The sequence below is a fragment of the Nitratireductor aestuarii genome, assembly GCF_014641695.1.
GTDB classification, from domain to species: Bacteria; Pseudomonadota; Alphaproteobacteria; order Rhizobiales; family Rhizobiaceae; genus Chelativorans; species Chelativorans aestuarii.
Window position 1 is genome coordinate 61044 of the sequence record NZ_BMIF01000005.1, and the last position, 25841, is coordinate 86884.

The 25841-nt window shown below is 62.1% G+C and carries 25 protein-coding genes; 5 read left to right on the forward strand and 20 right to left on the reverse strand.

All coding sequences use genetic code 11. The annotated features are described in order from the left end of the window. Positions 1–20 precede the first annotated feature (20 nt). Genes IEX27_RS09645 through IEX27_RS09655 form a run of 3 tightly spaced genes read right to left on the reverse strand, consistent with a single transcriptional unit; the run spans position 21 to position 2601 of the window. Entirely contained in the window at positions 21–836 is an 816-nt protein-coding gene (locus IEX27_RS09645; protein WP_188720839.1) for a substrate-binding periplasmic protein, read from the reverse strand. Then, complete coding sequence (locus tag IEX27_RS09650) at positions 833–1645, reverse strand: ABC transporter permease (protein WP_188720840.1); 813 nt, start codon at positions 1643–1645, stop codon at positions 833–835. Before IEX27_RS09650 ends, IEX27_RS09645 begins: the two co-directional genes overlap by 4 nt. Beyond that, on the reverse strand, positions 1642–2601 hold the full coding sequence (locus tag IEX27_RS09655; protein WP_188720841.1) for an ABC transporter ATP-binding protein: 960 nt from the start codon (positions 2599–2601) through the stop codon (positions 1642–1644). Before IEX27_RS09655 ends, IEX27_RS09650 begins: the two co-directional genes overlap by 4 nt. A gap of 358 nt (positions 2602–2959) precedes the next feature. Here IEX27_RS09655 and IEX27_RS09660 point away from each other — a divergent pair, with 358 nt between their 5' ends. Then, the gene (locus IEX27_RS09660; RefSeq protein WP_188720842.1) at positions 2960–4228 is read left to right on the forward strand and encodes an MFS transporter; all 1269 of its coding nucleotides are present in this window, start codon (positions 2960–2962) and stop codon (positions 4226–4228) included. 40 nt (positions 4229–4268) lie between these two features. On the opposite strand, the gene IEX27_RS09665 is transcribed toward IEX27_RS09660, so the two are convergent. From IEX27_RS09665 to IEX27_RS09735, 15 genes are all read right to left on the reverse strand, one after another. Further along, positions 4269–5147, reverse strand: coding sequence for a DUF1684 domain-containing protein (locus tag IEX27_RS09665; RefSeq protein ID WP_188720843.1), 879 nt, complete (start codon positions 5145–5147; stop codon positions 4269–4271). A gap of 31 nt (positions 5148–5178) precedes the next feature. Beyond that, positions 5179–6486, reverse strand: coding sequence for an acyl-CoA thioesterase/bile acid-CoA:amino acid N-acyltransferase family protein (locus IEX27_RS09670; protein ID WP_188720844.1), 1308 nt, complete (start codon positions 6484–6486; stop codon positions 5179–5181). Continuing rightward, complete coding sequence (locus IEX27_RS09675) at positions 6483–7394, reverse strand: Ldh family oxidoreductase (protein ID WP_188720845.1); 912 nt, start codon at positions 7392–7394, stop codon at positions 6483–6485. The genes IEX27_RS09670 and IEX27_RS09675 overlap by 4 nt, the downstream gene beginning before the upstream one ends. After that, positions 7391–8086, reverse strand: a complete 696-nt coding sequence (locus tag IEX27_RS09680; protein WP_188720846.1) for a GntR family transcriptional regulator — start codon at positions 8084–8086, stop codon at positions 7391–7393. The genes IEX27_RS09675 and IEX27_RS09680 overlap by 4 nt, the downstream gene beginning before the upstream one ends. A gap of 18 nt (positions 8087–8104) precedes the next feature. Then, a complete protein-coding gene (locus IEX27_RS09685; protein WP_188720847.1) occupies positions 8105–8917 on the reverse strand; it encodes an ABC transporter permease in 813 nt (270 codons plus the stop codon). A 1-nt stretch (position 8918) separates the two neighbouring features. Next, positions 8919–9728 (reverse strand): ABC transporter ATP-binding protein, encoded by an 810-nt coding sequence (locus IEX27_RS09690; RefSeq protein ID WP_188720848.1) that lies wholly within the window; start codon positions 9726–9728, stop codon positions 8919–8921. After that, on the reverse strand, positions 9725–10741 hold the full coding sequence (locus tag IEX27_RS09695; protein ID WP_188720849.1) for an ABC transporter substrate-binding protein: 1017 nt from the start codon (positions 10739–10741) through the stop codon (positions 9725–9727). The genes IEX27_RS09690 and IEX27_RS09695 overlap by 4 nt, the downstream gene beginning before the upstream one ends. 378 nt (positions 10742–11119) lie before the next feature. Beyond that, positions 11120–11533: a type II toxin-antitoxin system VapC family toxin gene (locus tag IEX27_RS09700; RefSeq protein WP_188720850.1), complete on the reverse strand. Its 414-nt coding sequence runs from the start codon at positions 11531–11533 to the stop codon at positions 11120–11122. After that, positions 11530–11778: a plasmid stabilization protein gene (locus IEX27_RS09705; RefSeq protein WP_188720851.1), complete on the reverse strand. Its 249-nt coding sequence runs from the start codon at positions 11776–11778 to the stop codon at positions 11530–11532. Before IEX27_RS09705 ends, IEX27_RS09700 begins: the two co-directional genes overlap by 4 nt. Before the next feature lie 81 nt (positions 11779–11859). Beyond that, positions 11860–13002: an enolase C-terminal domain-like protein gene (locus IEX27_RS09710; protein ID WP_244630315.1), complete on the reverse strand. Its 1143-nt coding sequence runs from the start codon at positions 13000–13002 to the stop codon at positions 11860–11862. Between the two features lie 12 nt (positions 13003–13014). After that, on the reverse strand, positions 13015–14052 hold the full coding sequence (locus tag IEX27_RS09715) for an ABC transporter ATP-binding protein (protein ID WP_188720852.1): 1038 nt from the start codon (positions 14050–14052) through the stop codon (positions 13015–13017). Beyond that, positions 14036–15028: an ABC transporter ATP-binding protein gene (locus tag IEX27_RS09720; RefSeq protein WP_188720853.1), complete on the reverse strand. Its 993-nt coding sequence runs from the start codon at positions 15026–15028 to the stop codon at positions 14036–14038. The genes IEX27_RS09715 and IEX27_RS09720 overlap by 17 nt, the downstream gene beginning before the upstream one ends. Next, positions 15025–15996 carry an ABC transporter permease gene (locus IEX27_RS09725; protein WP_188720854.1) on the reverse strand — a complete coding sequence of 324 codons (972 nt, stop codon included), beginning with the start codon at positions 15994–15996 and terminating at the stop codon, positions 15025–15027. The genes IEX27_RS09720 and IEX27_RS09725 overlap by 4 nt, the downstream gene beginning before the upstream one ends. Further along, positions 15962–16882, reverse strand: a complete 921-nt coding sequence (locus IEX27_RS09730; protein WP_188720855.1) for an ABC transporter permease — start codon at positions 16880–16882, stop codon at positions 15962–15964. The genes IEX27_RS09725 and IEX27_RS09730 overlap by 35 nt, the downstream gene beginning before the upstream one ends. A 51-nt stretch (positions 16883–16933) precedes the next feature. Then, complete coding sequence (locus IEX27_RS09735) at positions 16934–18454, reverse strand: ABC transporter substrate-binding protein (RefSeq protein ID WP_188720856.1); 1521 nt, start codon at positions 18452–18454, stop codon at positions 16934–16936. Positions 18455–18712: 258 nt separating this feature from the next. On the opposite strand from IEX27_RS09735, the gene IEX27_RS09740 reads away from it, so the two are divergent. The 3 genes from IEX27_RS09740 (at position 18713) to IEX27_RS09750 (ending at position 21811) form a co-directional block, all read left to right on the forward strand. Continuing rightward, complete coding sequence (locus IEX27_RS09740) at positions 18713–19717, forward strand: Bug family tripartite tricarboxylate transporter substrate binding protein (RefSeq protein WP_188720857.1); 1005 nt, start codon at positions 18713–18715, stop codon at positions 19715–19717. A gap of 110 nt (positions 19718–19827) precedes the next feature. Then, positions 19828–20286: a tripartite tricarboxylate transporter TctB family protein gene (locus tag IEX27_RS09745; protein ID WP_188720858.1), complete on the forward strand. Its 459-nt coding sequence runs from the start codon at positions 19828–19830 to the stop codon at positions 20284–20286. Between the two features lie 13 nt (positions 20287–20299). Then, positions 20300–21811 (forward strand): tripartite tricarboxylate transporter permease, encoded by a 1512-nt coding sequence (locus IEX27_RS09750; RefSeq protein ID WP_188720859.1) that lies wholly within the window; start codon positions 20300–20302, stop codon positions 21809–21811. An 86-nt stretch (positions 21812–21897) separates the two neighbouring features. Here the strand turns inward: IEX27_RS09750 and IEX27_RS09755 are convergent, their stop codons facing one another. Both IEX27_RS09755 and IEX27_RS09760 read right to left on the reverse strand, forming a co-directional pair. Beyond that, positions 21898–23118, reverse strand: coding sequence for an alpha-hydroxy acid oxidase (locus IEX27_RS09755; protein WP_188720860.1), 1221 nt, complete (start codon positions 23116–23118; stop codon positions 21898–21900). A 160-nt stretch (positions 23119–23278) separates the two neighbouring features. Beyond that, positions 23279–24256, reverse strand: a complete 978-nt coding sequence (locus IEX27_RS09760; protein ID WP_188720861.1) for a helix-turn-helix domain-containing protein — start codon at positions 24254–24256, stop codon at positions 23279–23281. Between the two features lie 332 nt (positions 24257–24588). Here IEX27_RS09760 and IEX27_RS09765 point away from each other — a divergent pair, with 332 nt between their 5' ends. Beyond that, positions 24589–25785 carry a mandelate racemase/muconate lactonizing enzyme family protein gene (locus tag IEX27_RS09765; protein WP_188720862.1) on the forward strand — a complete coding sequence of 399 codons (1197 nt, stop codon included), beginning with the start codon at positions 24589–24591 and terminating at the stop codon, positions 25783–25785. The last annotated feature ends 56 nt before the right edge of the window (positions 25786–25841 follow it).

Consider the following 25841-nt stretch of genomic DNA (forward strand, 5'->3'; position numbering starts at 1 on the left):
TAATTCAATCAGCAAAACGTTTAATCGGGTAACGCGTTTAAGGTGCCGAGTCCATACTGAACATTTTTCCCCCCGAACCAGTTGGAACCTTTGACTTTTTGAACAGACCGCCCTAACGCCCGGAAGAGAGTCTGATCTCCCTTCCAGAGACCGAGGGCCATCTGGTAGCGGCCGAATTGCTCCGGTTGCAGCCACGTCACACGGTAATCCCGCGGCAGGCCGGCTGAGGATGCGACAAAACGTTCCACGATCGCTCCATCCACCCTACCGCTTTGTAAAAGCTGCGATAATTCTGTCGGTGAGCGCATCAACACAGGCCTGATTCCCTGTTCCCGAACCCAGGAAGAGAGACTCACACGATCCAATCCGGCCGATCCCGGCCAGACTGCCCAGGTCGATCCGGACTCAGGTTGTTCACCCGTTAATGAGATCGCGACCCACCCGGTTTCCGCGCCTGTGGGAATCGTCTGCAGGAAGTTTCGCGTCTGCACCGTGTCGGCCACACCACCCGCGATCACGTTGCATTGACCTCGGGTCAGCTGCCAGTTTCGGGGGTTAAAATCCTTTCCCATGGAAAGCATTACGTTGACGGTGAGTCGCACGCCGATGTCTTCCGCCACCTTCTGCATCAACTCGATGTCGAAGCCGGGAGCCTGCGGATCGTCCTGCACCAGCGGCGGAAATTCCTTCGGAACGCAGAGCTTCAGCACGCCCGTCCGCCTTACGTCCGCAAGCGAATTGTCAGGCGGCAGGAAGCTGACGGCAAAGAGACCCGCCGCGACCAGCGCCAGGTTGGCTGCTACCTGCAGCCAGCGTTTGCGCCTGGCCCCGATCATGAGCGGTTGAAGTCCCAGAGGGCGGCCGCGAAGAACAGGACGCACATGCCGGCGATGACGGCGAGCCCCGCCGTGGGCGGAAACTGGTGGAAATTGATCAGCACGCCGCGCAGCGCGTCCACCGCATAGGTGATAGGGTTGGCGCGCACGAGGAAGACCAGCCACTCCGGATAGCTCGTGACCGCCTGCGTCCGCGACAGCGACGGATCGAGCGGGAAAACTGATGACGACGTGAAGTAAAGCGGCAGGATCAGCGTGTTCGAGAAGACACCAAAACCCTCAAAGCTGCGCACGCGGGCAGCCAGCAGGATGCCGAAGGACGTGAGCCCGAAGGACAGCATGAACATCAGCCCGATCGCCATTGCGATCTGGTCGACGCCCATGGTTACGTCGGCAAAGCGCGCAAGGAGCAGCACGAGGCAGCCGTGCAGCGTCGCAACCGTCGCGCCGCCCAGCACCTTTCCGAGCAGGATCATCGAGCGCGGCATTGGCGAGACCAGCACTTCGCGCAGGAAGCCGAACTCGCGGTCCCAGATCACCGAGACGGCAAACTGGATCGACGTGTACATGATGTTGAGCACAATGACGGCGGGGAACAGGAACTGCAGGTAGGTGTATGGGATGACGTAGTTCACCTGGCCATAGACCTCGCCCCGGAAATAGGGGTTGAGCCCGACGCCAAGGATCAGCAGCCAGATCAGCGGGCGGCTGACGCCGCCGATCAGCTGGCCGCGGTCGCGTGTGGCGCGCATGATCTCGCGCAGCCAGACGCCATAGACGCCCCTCAAGAGAACGGCGAACTCGCTCATCGACGTTCTCCCCGTCCGTTGGCCACCTTGCCGGGGTCGGCACGATCGCGAAGCTCGCGTCCGGTAAGCGAGAGGAACACGCTTTCAAGCGTCGGTTCGCGGTGGCGCACTTCCATGATCTTTCCTTCGAACGTGCCCTTCCTGAACATCTCCGGATCGGCACTCTCGGCGGGAACGACGATGCTGCGGACACCGATGACCTGCGCTTCAGGGAAACGCGCCTGCACATCCTCAAGGGTCGCGGCGTCGATCGTGTCCACCTGCAGCCAGCGGCGACCGTACTCGCCCTTTAAACGCTCAGGCGAACCCTGCGCGATGATTTTTCCATGGTCGATGATGCAGACCACGTCCGCGTCCTCGACCTCCTCGATGTAGTGGGTGGTGGTGAGCACCGTCAGCGACCATTCGCGGCGCAGCCGATCGAGATATTGCCAGATCTGCTGGCGCGTCTGCGCGTCGAGCCCGACGGTCGGCTCGTCCAGGAACAGGATCTTCGGCTCGTGCATCAGCGCACGGGCAATCTCCAGCCGGCGCCGCATGCCGCCAGAGAAGGTGCGCACGACGTCGTCCTCCCACTCCTCTAGCCCAACCAGTTCCAGCACCTGGCGAATGCGCGTCTCTCGCCTGCGGCCCGGCAGCCCATGGACGAGGCCGTGAAACTCAAGGTTCTCGCGGGCGGTCAGCCGGTCATCAAGGCTCGACGTCTGGAACACAACGCCAATGTTGCGCCGAGCCCGGCGCGGATAGCGCAGCGCATCGTGACCGGCGACGGAAACGCTCCCGGAATCCGGTCGGTGGAGGGTGCAGAGGATGTTGATGAGGGTGGTCTTGCCGGCTCCGTTCGGGCCCAGGAGAGCAAAGCTCGCGCCTTCCTCGATATCGAAGCTCACACCATCAAGTGCAACCTTCCCACTGTAGCTGGCACGCAGATCTCTTGCACTAATGAGGTGGGTCATCAACTCTCAGACTTCGCAATGAATTGGCATCTGCAGAAGGCAGACAGCCGCCGAAACAGGCCCAGCATATAAACCCCCGCCGGGTTAAGACAATGGTGGTGAACTTGCTCAGGATCGCTGAACAAAAAGTTGCACGCACCATGAACAGATGTCGCACCCCATTCGTTCTGCCATCCGCAGTTTAAGTTATAACAATCTGATCTTATGTTTGTCCGCGAGGAAACGCTTCAGCTTGCGCGAGACGTCAGCGGGTGTATGAAGTTGTATGCACGCCTCTTCCTGGCGAACACGTGACACAGCTTCTTTCCGGAATTGCAGCGGCAACAATTGGAATCAGGTCAGCTGTTGATGAGCTGAGATGATTCGGCGACAGGACAAGATGACGGAAACCGGCGACACCATCGCATCCCCCTCGCCCCGTGCCGGCACGTTCGAGGCGCTCCGTCACCGCAACTATCGGCTCTACTGGCTGGGCAACGTCGTTTCCTTCATCGGTGACTGGCTCGACCAGATCGCGCTCAACTGGCTGGTGATCTCCACCACCGGCGACCCGATCATGCTGGGCCTCGTCAACCTGGGGCGCGGCCTGCCGATTATGCTTTTCGCCATGTTCGGCGGAGTCATAGCCGACCGTGTGGACCGGCGCACGATGCTGATCTGCACCCAGTTCCTGGCCATGACGGTGGCCATCGGGCTTGCCTGTACCGTTGCCTTCTTCGACGCCTCGATCTGGCTGATACTGCTGCTCGCCACCTGCCGGGGGCTGATCGTGGCCTTCAACATGCCGGCGCGCAACTCGCTGATCTATCAACTCGTACCGCGCAATGCGGTGGCGAGTGCCGTGTCGCTCAACTCCGTCACCATGAACATGGCGAAGATCATCGGCCCGCTGGCCTCGGCCGCCATTATCGCGAGCCTGGGCGTCACGGCCTGCTTCATCGCCAATGCGGTGAGCTTCACCTTCGTGATGGCCATGCTGATGCTGATCGATCTGCCTGCCCAGAAGGTGGAGCGCAGGGAGGAATCGCTCGTCCAGAGCCTCGTCGGCGGCTTTGCCTACATGAAGACGGAACCGGTCCTGCTGATGCTGGTGGCGGTGGCGCTGGTGCCCACCTTTTTCTGCCAGCCCTACATGCAGTTCCTGTCGGTTTTCTCCGCCCAGGTCTTCGACGCTGGCGCATCCGGCTTCGGCATCATGACGGCGATCGCCGCAGCCGGCTCGATCTGCGGCGGATTGCTGGCAAGCCGTGTGCAGCGCGAGGCGCGTCGCGGGTCGATCATGCTGATCTTCATGAGCTGCTTCGCGATCGCGCTGGTGCTGTTCTCGGCCGCGCCCAACATCTATGTCGCCATACCGATCCTTTTTGCGGCCGGTGCGATGCACATCGCCTACAATTCATCGAATGACACCATCCTGCAGCTGATGGTGGATGACGCCTATCGCGGCCGCGTGCTTGCCTCACTGTTCATGACGCGCGGGCTGATGCCCGTCGGCACCGCGACCATGGCGCTTCTCGCCGCCGCTGTTGGCCCACGCCTCGCCCTTGGTCTGATGTCATCGGTGGTTCTGGTCTTCGCCCTCGTTCTCTGGATCTGGATGCCGCGCCTGCGCAATCTCAGGGTCTAGAGCGGGCGTACCGGCCCGCTCCGCTCATCCACAATGTCGATCAAGCCTTCTTGTAGGTCAGCGTGCGCTCGATTTGGCGCTCCGGCTTCTTCTCGCCGGCGGTGACCTCGAAATCGAGGTGGTTCTCGGGCGGCGCGACCGGGCAGGTCACGAAGTTCGTGAAGGCGCAAGGCAGAGCGACCGCATAGTTGAAGTCGATCCAGTCGATGCGTGTGTTCGTCTCGTCGGTAAACTCCAGCTCAAGCACGCGGCCCGCACCATAGGTGGTCTTGCCGTTCGTCAGGTCACGGAAGTGCGCCACCGGCTGGATGCCGCCCGTCGAAGTTGCCTTACCGATCAGGACCAGCGTGTAGCTGCGGCCGTTGTGCTCGAAGGTGAAGGTGCCGATGCGCGGCGTGGATTCCCGCACGCCCGTCTCGACTGTTTCGGCCTCGAACTCTGTGATTGGCGTTGGCGTATAGACGCCGGGAATGCGCCAGGCGGGGTCGTAGTCATATTCCGACACGCCCGCTTCAGCGAGCGGTGTTGCCTGATGCGGATCGCGCACGCGCACGCCATAGAGCTGTTGCCCGTCCTGGGTGCTGCGCACGATGGTCTCGACCTCGCACGCGCCGTAATAGACGGGTACGCTCTTGCCATGGCCGTAAGTCTGGTTACGTCCGGGAATGATCTCCACCGGGCCTGTCGGATATTCCCCATTCACCGAAAGGTTCGGGCCAGACGCGGGTGGCGTGTACATGACCTTGCCGTCCTCGACACCCCAGGTGCCGGGAAGCAGGTCGAAGGTCACAGCCTTGTCGGTCGGCTCCAGCCAGTACTGGGCAACCAGCGATGTCCAGCCATAGGGGCGGAACATCGTTGCCACATGGGCGTAGCGCCACTCCCGCCACTGGCCTGCCAGATGTTCTGTCGTCGGCATTTTACTTTGCTCCTTGAATAGAATTCCTGTCTCAGCGGCCCGCGCGCGAGGTGCCCGTCACTTCATCGAGGAAGGCGAGCATGCCCTCCCACGAACCGTCATTGGCGCGCGCATTGCCCGAAGGCGTGCCGCCATTGGTGTAGGGCACCTTCGATACCGGATGGATCCGCGTGATCTGCGTCGAAGGTACAATCGGCAGATTGATCGCATGACCTGCGTCGTCGAAATCGAGATGGCGGACGGGATGCGGATGGTTGTGCCGGCGCAGCGTCGAGACAACCATCTTTGAATAGAGGCTCGACGGCCATGCCCTATCGTCGCGACCCGAGATCAGCAGCACCGGGCCATCGATCTTCTCCACCGGAATACGCGCCCTGGCGGCGAGCTCGCGATCCTTCAGCCCCTCGAAGAACACAGAATGGTGTCGGGTGGGCGGGGCATCGCCTCCCCACGGGTGCCAGTGCACGGCCTTGTTGTTGTTCCAGAGGTGTTCGAGCGGAACACCGCCCATGGTCCAGGTGACGCCCTGCCATCCGCCACGCGCAGGATCGCCAGCACCCTGAGCGCCGTGCACCATCGCACCCGGCACATAGGCTATGACGGCTGAGACGAGCTCCGGATAGGTCGCACCCAGGAGCAGCGAAAGCTCGCCGCCGCGCGACTGACCGCTGACGGCCACAAAGCCATTCTTCGGAGAAAGCTCGCGGTGCGCCCAGCGCAGGCCGGTCTCCAGATATTCAAGCGGCGTCTCGGTGATGTAGGGCGAGAGTCCCGGCGCCTTGAAGTAGGCGAGCGCGAATGCCTGATAGCCACGCGACGCAAGCATGGCTGCGCGCGGCTCGTTGATGCCGCCTCCAGAACCGTAGAGCACGGTGACCACCGGATGCGGCCCCTCGCCTGCCGGCGTGAACAGCGTACCAACAAGCCCCTCGTCGCGGATTTCGCGCCGCTCCACACCCGACGCCGCAAAGCGCTGGAGGAGCTCAGCCTCGGTTGTCTCGCCTTCGTCTGTCTCGGCAGTGAGGACCGTCCGCAGCGGCGCCATCACATCATCCGGGAACATGTCCGCACTTTTGCCGTCGTCCGGCAGCTGGCTCCAGATGAGCCCCATCGGAGCCACTTCGGCATAGTCGCCGCCCACGGGAGCATCACGCGTCAGGTCCACAGTGCCGTTTTCGTCGGCCATGAAGGTGGCCTGGCTCATCCAGCTTGCGTCGCCGCCGCGGATCGTCCGCGCGGAAATAGCCACAAGCTGGTCAGGCGCGAGACCCGTCAGCGTGATGCGGCGGGGTTCATCGACCAGCCCGTCTGCCGGTTCAACGGTGAGCTTCAGGGTCATTTGTCTTCCCCTTGTGTTGATGCGGCCATGCGAGCGAGCTGCGTTTCAAGACGCTCTATGACGCCGTCATCCAGTTCAGTATCGGGTGAGACGTCCCCACCACGCGGCCAGTAGCCGCCGGCGTCGGTCCAGTCGCGGCGCAGTTCTCCCAGCAGGCTCTCGGGATCACCTATCCTGCCTGCATCGATGGCGATGAAGAAGACGCCGCGCCCGTTCGGGTCGCCCCTGCCCTCGCTTGCGACGCCTGCCAGAACCTCCACGATCAGGCCAACAAGCGAGCCGATCTGCCCGCCACGTGGCAGCAGGGCAGCCACATCAGCGGCAACGGTCGTCGGCCTGCCGTCTGCGTCGATGGCGACACCATCCTTGAGCGGCTTGCCCTTCATGCGGGCGTTCTTCACATCCGCCATGGTCGCCGTGCTGGTCGCCGTATCGACGACGAGACGGCCCTCACCCCTGCCGAAGCCGAGGGCGATCGGGTTTGTACCGATGACCGAACGATTGCCACCATAGGGTGCAACGAATGGCGGACCCTCCGCACCGGCAATAGCGAGTAATCCTTCGTCGGCCAGATAGCGAGCGAAGGGTGCAAGCCGACCAAAGCCTTTCACCCCCCTGAGGAACACTGCCGCAATGCCGAACGCACGCGCCGCCTGCTTAAGGTCGAGTGTTGCGGCGGCGACTCCAAGGGGCGAAAAATTCTGCGCGCAGTCGCGCCATTCCATGGCGGTCGTGCTACCTGCCTTCGGCACCACCAGCCCCGGCTGCCACTCGTCCAGCATGTCGAAGCCAAAACGCGGCAGGCCAAGAGCCTCGGCCTCAACGAGCGCTTCGGCTGCAAGGCGCGCAGCCTCGCCGCCGCCAAGTGCTGCCGCCAGTGTTTCGGTTGCTTCGCTTACAGAAATCATCGTTCCGCACTCCGGGCTTCACCCTGCGACAGGTAGCCGAGGGTCATCAGCCGCTCGATCAGGAATTCGCGGCTGTGCTTTATGTGTTCGGCCTCGATCGAGGCTGCCCGCTCGCCGTCGCCCGCTTCGATGGCATCCACCAGCGCAGTATGTTCGTCTGAGTGCTCGCCCGCCTTGACGGTGAAGTCGATGGCAAAGCGCAGCAGCCGCTCAAGCTCGTCGAACAGGCTTTCCGAGAGCGCCACCAGCCTCCGGTTTCGGCTGCAGCTGGCGATTGCCACGTGAAAGCGGCGGGCCACCTGCTGCATGGCGCCCACGTCGAGAGGCGCATCATATTCGCGAACGATCCGGCGCAGTTCCGCGACGTCTTCCGGAGTAGCATAGCGTGCTGCCTGCCGGGCCGCGTGCGGTCCGATCGCAGCGCGCATGTCGAGGATCTCGTGCACCGCCTGGAAGGTTATGGGTGCCACGCGATAGCCGCTGCGTGGCAGGATCGTCACCAGCCCATCTGCTGCAAGCCGCTGCATCGCATCGCGCACCGGCGTCTTAGAGACCTCGTACTCCTGGGCGATCTCTGCGGCATCCAGCGTCGCCCCCGGCGTGATCTCGCAGCGCATGATCCGCTGGCGGAGCGCCGTATAGATCCGCTCCGAAGCCGTCACGGCGGGGGGATGCGTTTGTGTGCTGATCATGGTCTGCCTGCCACTGCCTCAGTGCTTCGCCCAGGGCACGAACTTGCGTTCCAGCGCTTCAAGCAGCAGGATCGTGAAGTAACCCATGGCCGAGATCACCACGATGCCGACGAACATGCGCGACACCGCGAAGGTCTGCCAGGACGCCCAGATCATGAAGCCCACGCCGCTGCGCGCACCAAGAAACTCCGCCGCCGCAATGATGATGTAGGACGATCCGGCCGCAAGCTTCAGGCCCGTGAAGATGTTGGGCATGGCCGACGGCAGCGCGATGTAGCGGAACGTCTGGAACCTCGAGCCACCGGCATTCCTCGCCACATCCAGATAGATCTGCGGGATCTGCATCACGCCGCCGAGCGTGTTGTAGAACATCAGGAAGAACACGCCGATGGCGATGACCACGTATTTGGACGCGTCGCCAACGCCGAAAATCAGCAGGATCAGCGGCAGGATGGCGATCTTTGGCACCGGATAGAGCGCCGAGAAAATCGGTCCGAGCACACGCCGGATAGGCGCGGAAAGGCCAAGGATGAGGCCCAGCAGAATGCCGGGTACAGCGCCCAGCACATAGCCGACCGCAACGCGCCGCAGCGTCGCCCAGATGTGATCGAAGATCTCGAGGCTCGCCGTCATCTGCCAGGCCGTGCCGGCGATTGAGCTTGGCGCCGGGAAGAAGCGACGGTCGATCAGGCCTGTCTGCGAGCAGATCTCCCACAGGAGCAGCAGCAGAAGCGGGCTGAAATAGGAAATGGTGCGGTGGAGCTTCTCGCGGCGCGAGTGACTCTTCAGCCGTGCGATCTGTTCTGGCGAAAGGGTATAGGGCTTCGACAAGTTAGTGCTCCGGTGAGACGGCCAGAAGACGCCAGACTTCGTAGGTCAGGTCCCAGAACCGCTTGTCGCGACGCATTTCGACAACGTCGCGGGGGCGTTCGAAGGGTACGGGGAGATCGGCAACAATGGTGCCCGGACGCGGCGACATCACCAGCACACGGTCTGCAAGCGTCAGTGCCTCGTCAACGCTGTGGGTGATGAAGACCACCGTCTTGCCGGTGCGCTCCCAGATGCGCAGCAGCTCCTGTTGCAGCACGAGGCGGGTCTGCTCGTCGAGCGCGCCAAAGGGTTCATCCATCAGCAGGATATCGCGGTCGTCCACAAGGGCGCGGGCAACGGAGACGCGCTGTTTCATGCCGCCTGAAAGCTGGTGAGGCCGGGCGTCTGCGAAGTCAGTCAAGCCCGTCAACTCCAGAAGCTCTGCTACGCGGGCGCGCTGCTCTTTTGCCGCAACGCCCTTCAGCTTCAGCGGAAACGCAACGTTCTGCGCCACGGTCAGCCACGGCAGCACCGAGGCTTCCTGAAACACCATGGCAGGCTGGGCGCTGGTGTGGAGACGGAACTCGCCGGAGAACGGCTGCTCAAGCCCGGCCAGAATGCGCAGAACCGTCGTCTTGCCGCAGCCGCTGGGGCCGACGATGCAGACGAACTCGCCGCGCTTCACCGTAAAATTGACATTGGCCGCCGCCAGCGTGATGCGGTCCCCGGAGACGTCGTAGAACGCCTTCACCAGGTCCCGCACCTCGATGGCAGGGGCGGCTTCTGCCGGGACGCTGACGTCCCGGCTGATTTCATCCGAATGCACGATCATTGCTTTGCGAGGAGGGCGTTTGCCTTCTCCAGCAGGTCCGTGCGGTAGACGGTGTCGATGTCGATCGGTCCTTCGTATTCGAGCGATCCCTGCGCGCGGAAGAACTCTTCCTGCTCACGCACGGAGTCGAGATCGATGGAGCCGTCCTCGGAGCGGATGGTGTAGGAGATTCCCTTCAGCGTGTCCTTCGGCGTGCCGGTGTACTGGGCAACGATGTCGAGGATCTTCTCGTCGTTCCAGCCGCCGTTGTCGAGCAGGCGTGCACCCTTCAGGAAGGCCGCGATGAAACGAACGACAACGTCTTCATTCTCCTGAGCGAACTCGTTGTTGAAGGCGAGGAAGCCGAGTTCGGTGCCAAAGGTATGGTCTTCAACCAGACGGCGTCCAAGACCTTCCTTCTCGAGCTGCAGCGCAAAGGGTTCGATGCTCCAGCCAGCTTCAAGACCGCCATTGGCGAAGGCGGCGGCGGTTGCTGGCGGCGGCAGGTAGATCGCCTCGACGTCATCGAGCGTCAGGCCGCCCTTTTCCAGCGCCTTGGCAACGGAGTAGAGGCCGAACCCGCCCGGTCCGGGGATGCCGACGCGCTTGCCCTTGAGGTCTTCAACCTTGCGGATGCCATCCTGCCAGGCCTTCTCGGAGACCATGAAAGGCGACGGCGACGGAACGGTGTCGGGCATGCGCGCGAGTGTGGCGACGATCGTCACGGTTGCGCCCTGATGAATGGAGTTGAACAGGCCCGCGCCCCAGGTTGCGGCTCCGGCAAGCGAATTGCCGGAAGCGAGCATCTGGATCGTCTCGGCCGTACCGCTCTTCGGCGCCAGCGAAACATCAAGGCCGAACTCGTCGAAATAGCCGAGGTCCTTTGCGATGAAGAACGGCGCGTAATCGGCGAACGGCGAATAGAGGAACTCGATCTGCGGCTTGTCCTCAGCCTGAACCGGTCCGCTCAACGTGAAGGCCGCAGCAGCAGCGGCCGCGGAAGCAAGAAAAACTCGACGAGTTAGAGAAAGCATGAACGCAACTCCTGCGGACAGCCGGGCGGAACGACCGCTGTCAAACTGATGGCCAGATCATTCTCAGCCGTTGGACAACCGGAATGATCTAAGTTCTTTTTTCTCGCTGTTCTGGCTCACGGAAAAGAGGCCCGCACAGCTCGAAACATCACCTTCGTGACAGAAGCAAACTAGAACTGATGCATCAGTTGCGCAATCTGATGCATCAAAATAGCAATGCCATTTCACCGTCCGAGAGCAGAACGATAGGGCTGTTTTCCGAGAGGACGCTACTGCAGCATGGAGTTCTATCAGTTACCATCTAAGCGCAATTTTTTATCACGAACACCCGCGAATAAACCTCGCATATAGAAAGGTTTTCCACATGATCCATTTACGCTAGAAGTCCCATGGGGAAATGAGTTGAAGTCCTGCAGTGCTGAAATCACTCAGGTTACGCGTCGCCAAGCGCGCTCGATTGACCCTCGCTATTGCTGCAATCATCCCGTCCGGAGCGGACATGGGATGGCCGGAGCGGGATGCGTTGCCCATGATGTCGCCATAGGCAATAGCAGCCTCCTCCGTGAACCCGAAAATTCGTCCAGCAAAGCGACGTCGCCATTCTCCCAAGCTATGAGAGAACCTTTCCGCCCGTGGATCGGGCCCCAGCTTCCCGATACCATAAGCAATCTCAGCGATAGTTATCGTCGGAAGCGCAAGTTCAGCATCATACCTGGCAAGCCAGGCCATCACCGCTTTATCTGGTATTTTCCTGAACGTCTCCGAAACGACGTTGGTATCGAGCAATATCAAAGCTCGATGCCCTTATGCTTGCGTCGATCTTCACGGATGACCGCCTCGAGGTCGAGGTCGCTGCCGTACTCGGCAACGATGCGACGGTAGAATGCGGCGGCGGGCTCTCGGCCCGCTTCTTTGGTCTCGTAAGCTTCCAGCGCGCGCTCCACAATGTCGGCGACAGTTCGATTTTCGCGGCGGGCAAGCCGGTGGGCAATGTCTCTTGCCTTCGCACTGCGTACAGAAAGTTGTGGTTCAGCCATCTTAGTCACCTCGCCAGCCAATATAGTTCAAAGCTGACATGCCATCAAGATGGCAGCTGATGGCTAGATGGCTGCCATCCCCTACTGCATCACCGTGACCTTCATCCGCTCGATCAGCTCGAAGTCGATCTGAGCCCCGAGCCCGGGTCCATCGGGCGGGCTGATGTGGCCGTTCTCGTCCAGCGCCAGTTCGTTGATCACGGCGTATTTCTGCACAATGTCCGGCAGGATCACCTCGAAGTAATCGCAGTTGGCGGTGGCCAAAGCGACATGCGCATTGGCGATGTTGTTGAGCGAGTTGCCGCCGTGGTGCAGCTCGTATTTCATGTTGAAGGCTTCGGCGAGATGGATCGACTTCACCACGCCGGTGATGCCGCCCTTGAGCGCTACGTCACCCCGCAGCGCATCGGTCGCCCGCGCTGAAATCCAGGCCGGATAGCCCAGAAACCCGCCCCAGGAATATTCCGTCGTCATAACCATGATGTCGAGGTCGGCGCAGAGCTTCGTGTAGTTGTACATGTCGTCGACGGGCATCGGGTCCTCGTACCAGACATAGTTCAGCTCCTCGAGGATCCGGCCGATCTTGAGCGCATCCGCATAGGAATAGATCGCCGCCGGGTCGTACATGAGCGGGAAGTCGTCGCCTACCGCTTCGCGCACCTGCCGCAGCATCGGGATGTGGAGCGCGCGATCCTTCGGTGGATGCATCTTGTAGGCGCGATAGCCAGCCGCCTTGCTCTCCAGCGCCTGCTGTACGTAGTCGTCGATGGAATGCAGCGTGGACGAGCTCGCGTAGGCGGGCAGACTGTTGCGGCGGGTGCCGAGCAGCCGGTGAATCGGCAGGCCCGCGACCTTGCCCGCGATGTCCCAGAGCGCGATGTCCATGGCGCCGATCGGCCGGAACATTACGGAGCGGTTCTGCGTCATCAGGAGCTGGTAGAGCCGGTCACGGTCGAGCGGGTTCTCGCCCATGACGAGCGGCTTCAGGTTGTCGATCAGCCCGCGCGCGTCGATATCGACCGGTCGAAAGGACGAGCCAAGGAACGCGTGGCCATCGATGCCGGCGTCGGTGGATATCGTCAAAAGGCCCAGATGAACGTCACCGTCATCGGCAGTCGAGTTGCGCGTGTAGGTCACCTTCGGCAGGCCGGTCCAGCGGAAGATGGTGAGCGACACGTCAGTGATCTTGATGTTTTCGTGCGGGAAAGCGGCTGGCTGTGGCATCGGGAAAACTTCTCAGGTTGATTGAAGGTGATGCGGGATCTCCGCGTCCGGAGCGTCCATGGGAAAATGACAGGCGGCGAGCCGATTGCTGCCGGGAGGCCTCGGCTCAAGCTGCGGCACCTGCTCAGCGCAGACGGCCTGCGCTTTCCAGCAGCGGGTGCGGAAGCGACAGCCGGACGGCGGATTGGCGGGGCTCGGGATTTCTCCCTTCAGCGGAATGCGCTCCCGACCAATCTCGTCGGGCTTCAGCGTCGGCTCTGCAGAAAGCAGCGCGGCGCTATAGGGATGCGCTGGCTCGTTGAAGACTTCGCTCGCGGGACCGATCTCGGCCATCCGCCCGAGATACATGACGGCCACGCGGTTCGAGATGTGGCGCACGACGGAGAGATCGTGGGCGATGAAGAGATAAGCGATGTTGGTTTCCGCCTGAATTTCTTCCAGCAGATTGATGACCTGCGCCTGCACCGAGAGGTCGAGCGCTGAAACAGGCTCGTCGCAGATCAGCACTTCCGGCGAGAGTGCGAGAGCCCGCGCAATGCCGATGCGCTGCAGCTGCCCGCCGGAAAACTGGTGTGGATAGCGTTCGGCATGTTCCGGACGCAGACCCACCTGCACCAGAAGTTCGCGGACACGGTCTGCCCATTGCTCTCGGGGCAGCACATCGGGATGGATCACCCAGGGCTCGGACAGGATATCCTCGACACTCATGCGCGGATTAAGGGCGGCATAGGGGTTCTGGAACACTACCTGAACGTTGCGCCGGAGCGTCTTCAGCTCCGTGCGGTTCATGGAAAAAATGTCCTGCCCGCGATAGAGCACCTCGCCCGCGGTCGGCTCTTCGAGACGAAGGATCGTCCGCGCCACGGTCGACTTGCCGCAGCCCGATTCACCAACCAATCCAAGCGTCTCACCGGGATAGAGGTCGAAATCCACGCCATCCACGGCCTTGATGACGGACTTGCCGCCACTGAAGCTGAAGCCTGACTGAGGCAGATAGTGCTTGGTGAGATTGCGGACCTGCAGGATCGGCATTTCAGGCTGCAACAACATCGAGCACCTCCATCGCCCGATGGCACTCGACGCGCCGACCCGGCAGGATATTTGTCTCGGCAGGACGCGATGCACGGCAGACGTCGGCGGCATAACGGCAGCGCGGATGGAACGGGCAGCCGGGCGGCAGATGCGCCAGGTCGGGCGGCGAACCGCTGATCGGGTTCAGCCTTTCGCCCTCGGCTCGCGCCTGCGGAGCGGATTGCAGAAGCGCCAGCGTATAGGGATGGGCGGGACGGCTGAGCACCTCGCGCACCGGCCCCGCTTCCACCACGCGGCCCGCATACATCACGCAGACGCGCTGCGCATAGCGGAGCGCCACGCCCAGATCATGGGTCACGAGGAGCACGGACATACCCTCCTCCCAGCTGATCTGCGTGATCATGTCCATGATGTCCGCCTGCACCGTTACGTCGAGCGCCGTGGTTGGCTCGTCCGCAATCAGCAGGCGCGGACGAAGCGCCACCGCCATGGCGATCATGACGCGCTGGCGCATGCCGCCGGAAAACTGGTGCGGATATTCCTTGGCTCTCCGCTCGGGATCAGGGATGCCGACGCGCTTCAGAAGCTCGACCGCCTTGGCATTCGCCACCTTTCGCGATCTCTCGCCATGGACGCGAAAGACTTCCGCGATCTGCCACCCCACGGGATAGACCGGGTTCAGGGCTGAAAGCGCATCCTGCAATACAAGCGCCACGTCACGCGCGAGCATCTGCTTCCACTCAGAAGGCGAAAGGGTGAGGATGTTGCGTCCCTGGAAGATGATCTCGCCACCAGCAATGCGCGCAGGCGGTATCGGCAGGATGCGCATGATGGCCGCCGCCGTCACGCTCTTGCCCGAGCCGCTTTCGCCCAGCACGGCGACGATCTCGCCCGCCTCGACGGTGAGGCTCGCACCGTTCACCGCGTGGACAGTTTCAAGTCCGGTCTGAAACTCGACTTTCAAGTCGCGGACAGTCAGCAGCGGCTCAGTCATGGCTTCGCCTCCTTGCGCGAGATCTCCAGCCGCCAGCGCTGGGCGGGATCGTTGATGATGCGCAGCCAGCTCGAAATGAGGTTTGCCGAAAGCGTCGTCAGCATGATCGCAGCCCCGGGAACAAAAGCCAGCCACCACGCCTGCGTGAGGTAGTTGCGGCCCTGCGCCACCATCAGTCCCCAGGTGATCTCCGGCGGCTGGATGCCGATGCCGAGGAAGCTCAGCGCCGACTCCGCCAGCATGACGGCGGCAAAATCGACGGTGACGATGGTGCCGAGCGTCGGCGCCACCAGCGGCGCGATATGGCGGCGCAGGATGTGCGGCGCACCGCCGCCAAGCGCTCGCGAGGCATCCACGAAGGCCCGTTCGCGGATCTCTAGCACTTCAGCCCTCGTCACGCGCAGGTAGATCGAGGTGCGCGTGATGGCGAGCACCAGCACGAGGTTCATCACGTGCGGCTCGAGGATGTAGAGCACGATCAGCGCAAGCAGCAGCGAAGGGAAACTCGAAATCACGTCGGCCAGCCGCATGATGAGGTTGCCGATGATCCCGCCCACGTAGCCGGCGATCATTCCAAGAAACGAGCCGAGCACGAGCGCGCAGATCACCGACGAGAAGGCGATCGCCAGCGTGTTGCGCGCGCCCACCATGAGGCGCGGCAGCAGCGGCCGTCCGAGCGGATCAGCGCCCAGGATGTTGAGGAAGCCATGCGAGAAGCCCGGCGGCGCGTTGCGCGCTGCAAGATTCACCGCTGTCGCCTTGTCGCTCAGGAAAAGCGGCCCGAGGAACACGAAGGCAAGCAGGATGACGAACCAGACCACGGAAGCCGTCGCGAACTTGTCGCGCAGCAGGAGCCGCCACCAGGGCAAGTGCCGGCGTACGCGGACGCTCTCCTGCAGCTCCGCCGCAGCCACGGCCCCTGCGGGCTGGACCTCAGCGGTGTCTGATACGGGGATCAAGTGCGACATAGGCCAGATCAACCAGAATGAAGAGAGTGAAGATTGCGATCGCAGTCACCAGAATGGAGGCCTGCACGACGGGGAAGTCGCGCGCCATCACCGCGTCGATCATCAGCTTGCCGATGCCCGGAAAACCGAAGATCGTCTCGATGATCACCAGGCCGTTGATCATGCCGACGGTCTGATCAGCGGCGACGGTGATGATCGGCAGGAGTGCGTTCCTGAGCGCATGGACGTAGATGATACGGCCTTCCGACATGCCCTTGATGCGGGCGGTGCGCACGAAGGCTGAGGAAAGCGTGGCGATCATCGAGGCCCGCACCACCTGCACCAGCATCCCGAAGGGTCTGAGCACCAATACCCCAAGCGGCAAGAGCCAGAAGCGGATATCCGAACCGTAGCCTGAGGTCGGCAACCATTGCAGCGTCACTGCGAAAAGCAGGATGGCGCTGATCGCCACCCAGAAGTCCGGCACGCTGGCGCTGATCAGCGAACTGACCGTCACCGTCCGGTCCACCGCACTTCCCGGTCGGTAGGCGGCAACGGAGCCCACAAGCGAGGCGCTGACCAGAACCAGCGCCATCGCCGTGAAGGCAAGCTGCAGCGTGACGGGGTAAGCCTCCAGCACCATGTCCAGCGCGGGCCGGTGGCGACGCAGCGAGGTGCCGAAATCGCCATGCATCACGTTCCAGACATAAACGCCGAACTGCTCGATCACCGGGCGGTCGAGCCCTTCGCGGGCGCGGAACTCGTCGATCAATGCCTGGTCGGCATTGATCGGCAGCAGGAGCTTGGCGGGGTCGCCCGTCAGCCGTGCCAGGAAGAACACGGCAATGATGAGGACGGACAACCCGACCGCGCTTTGCAGAGCGCGCTTGCCGATATATCGCAGCATCGATCAGTCCTTCGCCCAGGTGAGCTGCCGGGAGAACACTCCCGGCCGTGCTTACTTGAAGTTTACGTCTTCGATCCTGACCTCGATGCCGGTCAGAAGGTTGGGCACATAGTCGATCCGGTTGCCAACGCGGGCGTAGCTGACCATGTGGAACAGGTGAATGTCCGGCACCCATTCGCGGTAGAGCTTGGCGAAGACCTCTTCCATCAGCTTGCCACGGTCCGGACCGCTTTCAGCTGTCGCCTTGGCAATCATGGCATCGATCTCCGGATCGCACATGGCGGCGTTCGTGCCGTCGCAGGCGTATTTGGGCTGCAGCGAGAAGGCCGCGTCACCACGGTTGTTGTCGTGCTTGGTCTGCACGATCACCGGCTGGCGACCCTCGGGATAGGGGCGGTTGTGGTATTCGCGCCATTCTCCGATTTCGGTCATACGCAGCGTGACGTTGAGGCCCACTTCCTGGAACATGGCCATGATCGCTTCCATCACCTCTGTCGAATTCGACAGGATATTGGTGCGACCGACAAGCAGGATCGGGGTTTCCACCGGAACACCATCAGCCTTTGCTTCGGCAAGCAGGCTTTTCGCTTTTTCCGGATCGTAAGGATAAACCTCGTCGTCAATATCCTCGGAGTGTCCGAGAACGCCCTTCACCGTGATCTGCGTGCTGGGCACTGCATCCTTCGAGACAAGGGTACCGAGCATCGCCTCGCGGTTGACGGCGTAGTTCAGAGCCTGCCGAACGCGAATATCGTTGAGCGGCGGAACTTCGGTGTCGATGCGCAGCCACAGCGTTTCGGCATCCACATAGGGCTTGTCCAGTGCCGGGTCGGTCGCGTCCTGAACGGCAAGCTCAGGCGTAAGGTCGGCTTCACCAACACTGATCATCGATGCCCGGACAACGGATTCACCGCGCCAGATGTATTTGACCGCGTCGACGTTGGAGTGTTCGCCCCACCAGTCCGGATTCTTGACCGTGCGGATTTCCGTGCCGGGATTCTCGCCGTCATACTTGTAGGGTCCGGTTCCGATCGGCTTCAGCGTGAATTCTTCGAGCGGCGAATTGGGCGACGAGATCAACAGCGTGCTGAGAAACGTGGGCAGGATCGGCACCGGCACATCGGTCTTGATGTCCAGCGTCAGGTCATCCACCACTGTGGGCGTCATGTTGAAGCCGCGGAAATATTGCTGCTCGGTATGGCAGTTGCGATCGCGGTTCAACGTGCGCTTCATCTCCGTGACGACAGCCTCCGCGTTGAACGGGGCGTCATCGTGGAACTTCACGCCTTCGCGCAGGTGGAAGCGCCAGGTGAGATCGTCCAGCCGCTCCCATGAGGTAGCAAGCCGCGGCTCGACCTGGCCCGTCGTATCGCTGACCACCGTCAGCGGCTCATAGATATTGATGCGAATGACGCGCCCGTTGACCGTGTTGTTGCCCATGCAGGCTTCCATGGTAACGGGCGCTTCCGGCAGCACCACCACCAGCGTCTTGTCCTGTGCGAAGCCGTGCCCTGCGAACAGGCCGGCAGCAGTGGCAATATTCAGGAAAGCAAGTCTCTTCAGATTGAGCATCGGTGCCTCCTCCCAAAGGCGCTTTGCCGAGTGCGGGTGAATTGCAAAGCTTCGCAAATATTAGCCGCCCTCTGCACGGCACAGGCGTTTTCCTTGGCCGATTTCACGGGCCGAAACGCCCCTTTTTCGTCGCTTGCCAAAGGACGTTGGAGAGCTGGTCTGGCGACAATTTCGATCAGTGAAATTCACCTACCTCCAGCCTTTGGGCGGGGCTGAGCGGTATTATCGTTCCGCCATCTGATGGTGGAGGAACACATGATGAAATTCGATCATAAGATGTCACGCCGGGTATTTCTGGCGGCTACAGCGCTCGCTTCCGCAGCAACGCTTCTTCCGGTTTCCCTGGGTCACGCGGCCGACTGGCCAAGCCGTCCCGTCACCATGGTGGTGCCCTTCGGTCCCGGCGCCAGCAACGACATCTTCACCCGGCAGCTCTCCGAGGTGCTGAGCCGCGACCTTGGCCAGCCATTCGTGGTGGAGAACAAGCCGGGCGCTGGCGGTTTTACCGGAAGTCTTGCCGTGTCCCAGGCCACGCCTGACGGCTATCGCTTCCTTGAGTTGCCGAACAGCGTCGTCGCCTTCGGACCGATCATGGGCGTGCAACTGGACCCGCTGACAGACCTGACGCCGATTGCCATTCTCGCCACCTCGCCGGGCGCAATGGTGGTGCCGGCGGACCTGCCGGTCAACTCGGTCAAGGAGTTCATCGAGTATGCCAACAACCGTTCGGAGGATACGTTTGTCGGCTACGTTGGTGTCGGCGCGACCCAGCACCAGATGGCCGAGAAGTTCAAGACACTGACCGGCGTGAAGCTGAAGAGCATCAACTACCAGAGCGCTGCGGAAGGCCAGACGGACCTGGTGGCCGGACGTCTGCAGGTTCTGTTCTCCACCATTGCCGGCGTGCTGGGCCAGATCCAGGCGGGCAAGCTGAAGGTGCTGGCCTATACCAACGACAGCTATGCACCGGGCTCGCCCCCTGCCCCGACAATGGCCGAGCAGGGTGTGGAAGGCATGGAAGGGTCGCAGGTCTGGTGGGGCGTCTTCGGACCCAAGGGTATGCCGCAGGACATCACCGACCAGATGAACGCCGCGATCAACAAAGCGCTTGATGATCCGGCCATGGTGACCGTGCTCACCAATGCCGGTGCTGTGCCGGTCAAGGGCAGCCCCGCCGATTTCGTGAAGGCGATCAAGGACGAAGCCGAGATCGTGCAGGAATTCGTGAAGCTCACCGGCTTCCAGCCCAAGCAGGGCGGTTAGTTCCGGTCAGCTGAAACCCGCTTGGGCGGGAATGCACGAATGTATAGCGTTGGGAGCGGCAGACGACTGGAACGCTGCCGCTCTCCCCTTCTGCCAAGATGAGGAGAGTGATGAATACCAATATCAAGGACATGGGGTCGGGCGTGATGTTCCTGGTGATCGGCCTCGCCTTCACCTGGAACACCTGGCGGCACCTGCCACTCACCACCGATGGAGCCATCGGCCCCGGGTCGTTCCCGCTGGGCATCAGCCTCATCGTCACCGGCTTTGGCGTTGGCCTCATCATCAAGGCGATGCGGACCGCACCCGAGGGACTGACCCCAATCTCCTGGCGGGGCCTCACGCTGATCGTCCTTTCGGTGCTGGTTTTCGCCCTCTTCATCGAGCGGCTCGGTGTCCTGCCGGCGCTTCTTGCCTCGACATTCCTTGCCGCCATCGCGCCCAGCGATTCCAACTGGAAGACGGCGGTCATTGTCACGGTAGCGCTGACCGCCTTCTGCATCGGCGTCTTCATCTATGCGCTCGGCCTGCCCTATCCGGTCATCGGCCCGTGGCTGCGGCTTACCTGAGGAGCACCGATTTATGGATATCCTGCACAATCTGATCCTCGGTTTCAGCACCGCGCTTACACCGGAAAACCTGTTCTACTGCTTTGCCGGCGTGCTGCTCGGGACCTTCATCGGTGTCCTGCCTGGCCTCGGGCCGACAGCCACGATCGCCATGCTGCTCCCCATCACCTATTACCTGTCGCCGACGGCCTCGCTCATCATGCTGGCGGGCATCTACTACGGTTCGCAATATGGCGGCTCGACCACGGCGATCCTGATGAACCTGCCGGGCGAGGTGTCGTCCTCGGTGACGGCCATTGACGGCTACCAGCTCGCCCGCAAGGGCAAGGCCGGCACCGCCCTGGCCATCGCAGCGATCGGCTCATTCATCGCCGGAACCTTTGCCACCTTCGTCATCGCGCTCGCCGCAATGCCGCTCTCCGACATCGCACTAAGCTTCGGATCGGCCGAATATTTCTCGCTGATCCTGCTCGGCATCGTCATTTCCACCACGCTCGCGCATGGCTCGATGGTGCGCGGCATGGCGATGATCCTCACCGGCATGCTCTTCGGCCTGGTCGGCACCGATCCTGAAACGGGCATGTTCCGCTTCACCTTCGGCATGATCGAGCTTTCGGATGGCGTCGAGACCGTCGCCGTGGCGTTGGGCATCTTCGGACTTTCGGAGATCCTGCGAAACCTCGAGCAGAACGCAAGCACCGGCGCGATCACCACCGCCAAGATCACCAGCCTCATGCCCAGCCGCGAGGACCTGAAGAAATCGGCAGGACCGATCATGCGCGGCTCCGTGCTGGGTGCCGTCATGGGCGTGCTGCCGGGCGGCGGCTCGATCCTCTCCGCCTTCTCCTCCTATGCGCTGGAGAAAAAACTGTCGCGCCATCCGGAGCAATTCGGCCATGGCGCGATCGAGGGTGTGGCAGCACCGGAATCGGCCAACAATGCGGGAGCACAGACCTCGTTCATCCCGATGCTGACGCTCGGCATCCCGCCAAACGCGCTGATGGCGCTGATGGCCGGCGCGCTGATGATCCAGGGGATCACGCCCGGACCCAATGTCGTCTACCAGCAGCCGGAGCTCTTCTGGGGCCTCATCGCCTCCATGTGGATCGGCAATGCCATGCTGGTGATCCTCAACCTGCCGCTTGTGGGCCTCTGGGTGAGCCTCCTGAAGATCCCCTACAGCATCATGCTGCCCGCCATTGTGGTGTTCTCCACACTTGGCGTCTACACCGTCAACAACAGCGGCTTCGACCTCTATACGCTGCTGTTCTTCGGCTTGGCAGGCTACCTCTTCCGCCGGTTCGACTGCGAGGTCGCGCCCTTCCTGATCGGCTTCGTGCTGAGCGGATTGCTGGAGACGCACTTCCGCCGCGCCCTCTCCTTCTCCAGCGGCAACCTCGACACCTTCATCACGCACCCGATCAGCGCGGGTATTCTGGCGGTCGCCGCACTGGTGATCCTGTTGGTGGCGATGCCTTCCGTGCGCAAGACGCGAGAAGTCGCTTTCGCGGATTCCGAGGATTAGCCAAAGAGGCTAACCAGTTCATTGGATACAAAAAAACCCGGTCATCGCAGGATGGCCGGGGTTTATATTTTAGTTGAAGTTCTGCTTCAGGCAGTGAGCACTTCCTGCACGGGCGAGTTGCGGCGGCGGGGCAGCGTGTCGATCGACTGGCCCATGAACGGCAGGTCGTTTGCCAGCACATCAGGTGAAAGTTCCTGGTGGTTGCGGCAGCCCAGATGCGCGAGCGTAAGCTCATATTCGCGCTTCAGGAGGTTGAGCGCCCGTTCCGCACCAGCCTGTCCGCCGGCGGCACAGCCAAACAGCGCGGCACGGCCGACCAGCACGGCATCCGCGCCCAGCGCGTAAGCCTTGATTATGTCACTGCCACGGCGGATGCCGCTATCGAGGACGACGGCGACCTTGCCGCCGACTTCGCTGACGACGGAGGGCAGAACGTCGATCGGAGCCGGAGCCATGTCGACATTGCGCGCGCCGTGGTTCGAGATCACCACCGCGTCCGCGCCGACGGAGGCGGCGCGGCGTGCATCGTCCGGCCGCATGAGGCCCTTGACGATGAGCTTGCCCTTCCAGCGGTCGCGCAGTTTCGCGATATCATCCCAGGTGATCTTGCTGTCCGTGCCGCGCAGCACTGCGCCATGCACATTTCGCGCGATCGGCGGCATGTTGGCCTGCCGCGGCATGCCGGAGCTTGTGTAGTAGCGCATGAGAACGTTCATGAACCAGCCCGGCTTCAGCAGGATGTCACGCACGGTCGGATAGCTCGGCTTGAAGGGGTTGCCGTAGCCGTTGCGCAGGTTGAACTCGCGGTTGACGCCAAGGTTCACGTCCACCGTGACCACCAGCGCCTCGGAGCCAGCCTGAGCGGCACGTTCGACGAGATCATAGGTGAGCTGGCGATCTTCCCAGACGTAGATCTGGAACCAGAGTCGCCCGCCCGCTTCATCAGCGATCTTTTCCAGCCCCGTGGTGGAGCTGATGGCCAGTGTGAACGGAATGCCGAACTTTGCTGCAGCCTTCGCCAGCTCCAGCTCGCCTTCGTACCAGCAGAGACCGGCCGCACCGGTCGGCGCAATGGCCATTGGCAGCGTCGCCCGGCTTCCCAGGAGATCCGCGCCGAGATCGCGGCCCGAGACATCCACCAGTGCCTTTTGCCGAAGCTTGATGCGGCGGAAGGCCTCGATGTTGTGGGCAAGCCCCACCTCATCCTCCGCTCCCCGGTCGACAAATTCGAAGATCCATTTGGGGAGCCGGCGCTTTGCCTCCAGCCGAAGGTCTTCAATGTTGTAGCAACGGTCGACTGATGTCATCCAGGTCTCTCCCCCTTGAAATTGATGTCGCATCTCCTGGCGGCCCTGAGCTTATCGAAGCACGCGGCTCCGCATGCGCAGGCCCCCACCTCCCCGTGGCAAGCTCACCACAAGGAATGGGGCAAGCGCAAGCCCGCCACCCATGTTCAGCAGCCTTGTCTCAGACGGCGAGCGCCATGCGTGAGACATCGCGGCTCGTCGGAAGCATTCCCGATCCACCGTCGCGCATGAAGCGGATGACGGACTCGATCTTCGCCACGGTTTCCTTGAGCGGTTGGATCACGCGCTCGTCGACATCGGCCGGCGCGACGGCGGTGATGAAAAAGCTTACAGTCATCGAGGCGAGCACCATGTCGCCATGGCGGATAGGCACGGCCACGGTAATGTTGCGCTTCGGCTCCGTACGCGGCGAGCGCAACGCGTAGCCCTTCTTGCGAACATTGGCGAGCAGTGCACGGTGCTGCGCTTCCTGGTCGGAACCAAAGGCACTGTTCTTCTCGCGGATGCGCTGGAACAGAAGCTCGCGCTCTTCCTCGGGGCAAAACGCCATGTAGGCCCGCCCCATGGCGGAGGTGATCAGGTTCGGCCGGTTGTGCAGCAACGTGTTGGCGTGCACCCAGGGGCTGATCGTGCCCGTCCAGAAATGCACGGCGATGGCATCGCCGTCGAGCATGCCGATGCCCACCGGCCACTTGATGCTGTTGGTCAGTTCGATGGCGAAGGGACGCGAGGCCTCGATCACCTCGGCAATGCCTTCATAGCCCGCGTGAAGATCCTTCACGCGATGGGTGACCCGATAGCCGCCGCACATGTTGTCGCGCGCCACGTAGCCATCGGCGATCAGCGTATCGAGCATGCGCACGATCGTCGGTTTCGGCAGTCCGGTGACTGCATGGAGGTCGCCGACAGTGCCGATGCGCAGGCGGTTCAGGGTTCGCAGGATTTCCAGCGCCCGGCGCACCGATTCCACCGGCGGATAGGAAGCCTTGATGGAGTCTGTCATGCCGCGGCGCGAATTGGCTCTACAGCTCCCTCCTTCATCCTGACCGGGCGAATAGCGATGGCTGGTCTGGTTGGTTTCGCCCGCGTACGCATCTTCGTCGGCAACAGTGTCCGTTCCATACGAATTCATATCCATGACGATCCTCCCGCGCGGCCTCCGTGCGGTGCTTGTGCAAACCCGCCAGGTCGCGACAGTCTCTCTTCCCAAGACACCCGTCCGGACGGTCCTCCACCGTCCACAGCATCAACCTTTGCAAAGTCTTGACGCGCCCCGAGGATGCGCGCTGGAGAGCTTTGGGGGCAATGCCGCGTCTCATCTGTTTCACTGGGCGAAAACATTGGGGGCGGCAATTCACCGTCGAGCATGCTCATTTCGGATGCTGAAACGCACCCGCGTCACACAAGAAGGCGCCCTGCCGGCGGTGCTACCAGTGTGGCTGAGGGGCTTACAGCGCGAGGAATATTGCCGTGAAGATCACCGGTTTCAAACAGCTGCACGCGGATTTTGGCTGGCGGACGGTCTCGTTCCTCAAGGTGGAGACTGACGAGGGCCTGGTCGGCTGGACCGAGTACTATGAGGGTGCCGGCAACATCGGGCTCAATGCGCTTGTCGCCGCCCATATGGAAGCGCTCGTCGGCTCTGACCCGACGCAGGTCGAGATTATCCTGATCAGGCTCCAGAGCAAGACGCTGCAGGCGCCGGGCGGCATCAACCAGCAGGCGATCGGAGCGATCAACAATGCCCTGCTCGACATCAAGGCGAAGTCGATGGATCTGCCGGTCCATGCGCTCTTTGGCGGCGCCATTCGCGACCGCATCCCCTGCTACTGGTCGCATTTTGCGAGCTACCGGGTGCGCTATCCGCAGTTCGTGGGCGAGGAAGCACCGAAGACGCTCGATGATCTTTCGAGGCTCGCCGAAGAAGCCGCTGCCCGAGGCTTCGTCGCGGTCAAGACCACGGCGCTGCTGCCAACGGACGGCGGGTTTACCAACTACCGGCCGACGACCGGCGAAAGCAGCGGCTTCCCCGCCCTTAACCTCGAGCCGCGCCACGTGCGCAGCATCGTTCAGGTCATGCAGGCGCTGAAGGACGGCGCGGGGCCCGACGTGGGCGTGGCGCTCGACTGCAACCTCTTCTTCAAGCCGGAAGGATTCCGCCAGCTCGCCTATGCGCTGGAGCCGATCGGGCTCTTCTGGCTGGAGATCGACAACCACGATCCCGAAGCACTTGCCTTCATCCGCGAGTCGACACGGGTTCCGATCGCTTCGCTGGAGCACCTCTACGGACGGCGCGAGTACAAGCCCTTTCTCGACAGGAAGGCCGTAGACGTCGCCATCATCGACCCGATCTGGAACGGGTTCTCGGAGTCCGTCCGCATCGCTAACTTCGCTGACGTCTATGAGCTCAACGTCGCGCCACACAACTACTACGGTTATCTTTCGGATTTCATCAGCGCTAATCTCGCTGCCGTCGTGCCCAACCTGCGGGTAATGGAAACGGACATCGACAGCGCCGCCTGGCGCCACGAATTCTATACCCACGCGCCCGAGTTCGAGAACGGCTGCATGATCGTACCCAACCGCCCCGGCTGGGGAACGGATATCAATGAAGAGGCAGTGTTGAAGCGGACATCCAAGGTCGGAAAGGCAGTGGCGGGGAGATGAGGTTCCGCGCCAAGCCCCTCATGCAGAGCTTGTCGAAGCACGAGGGTTCCAGAGCG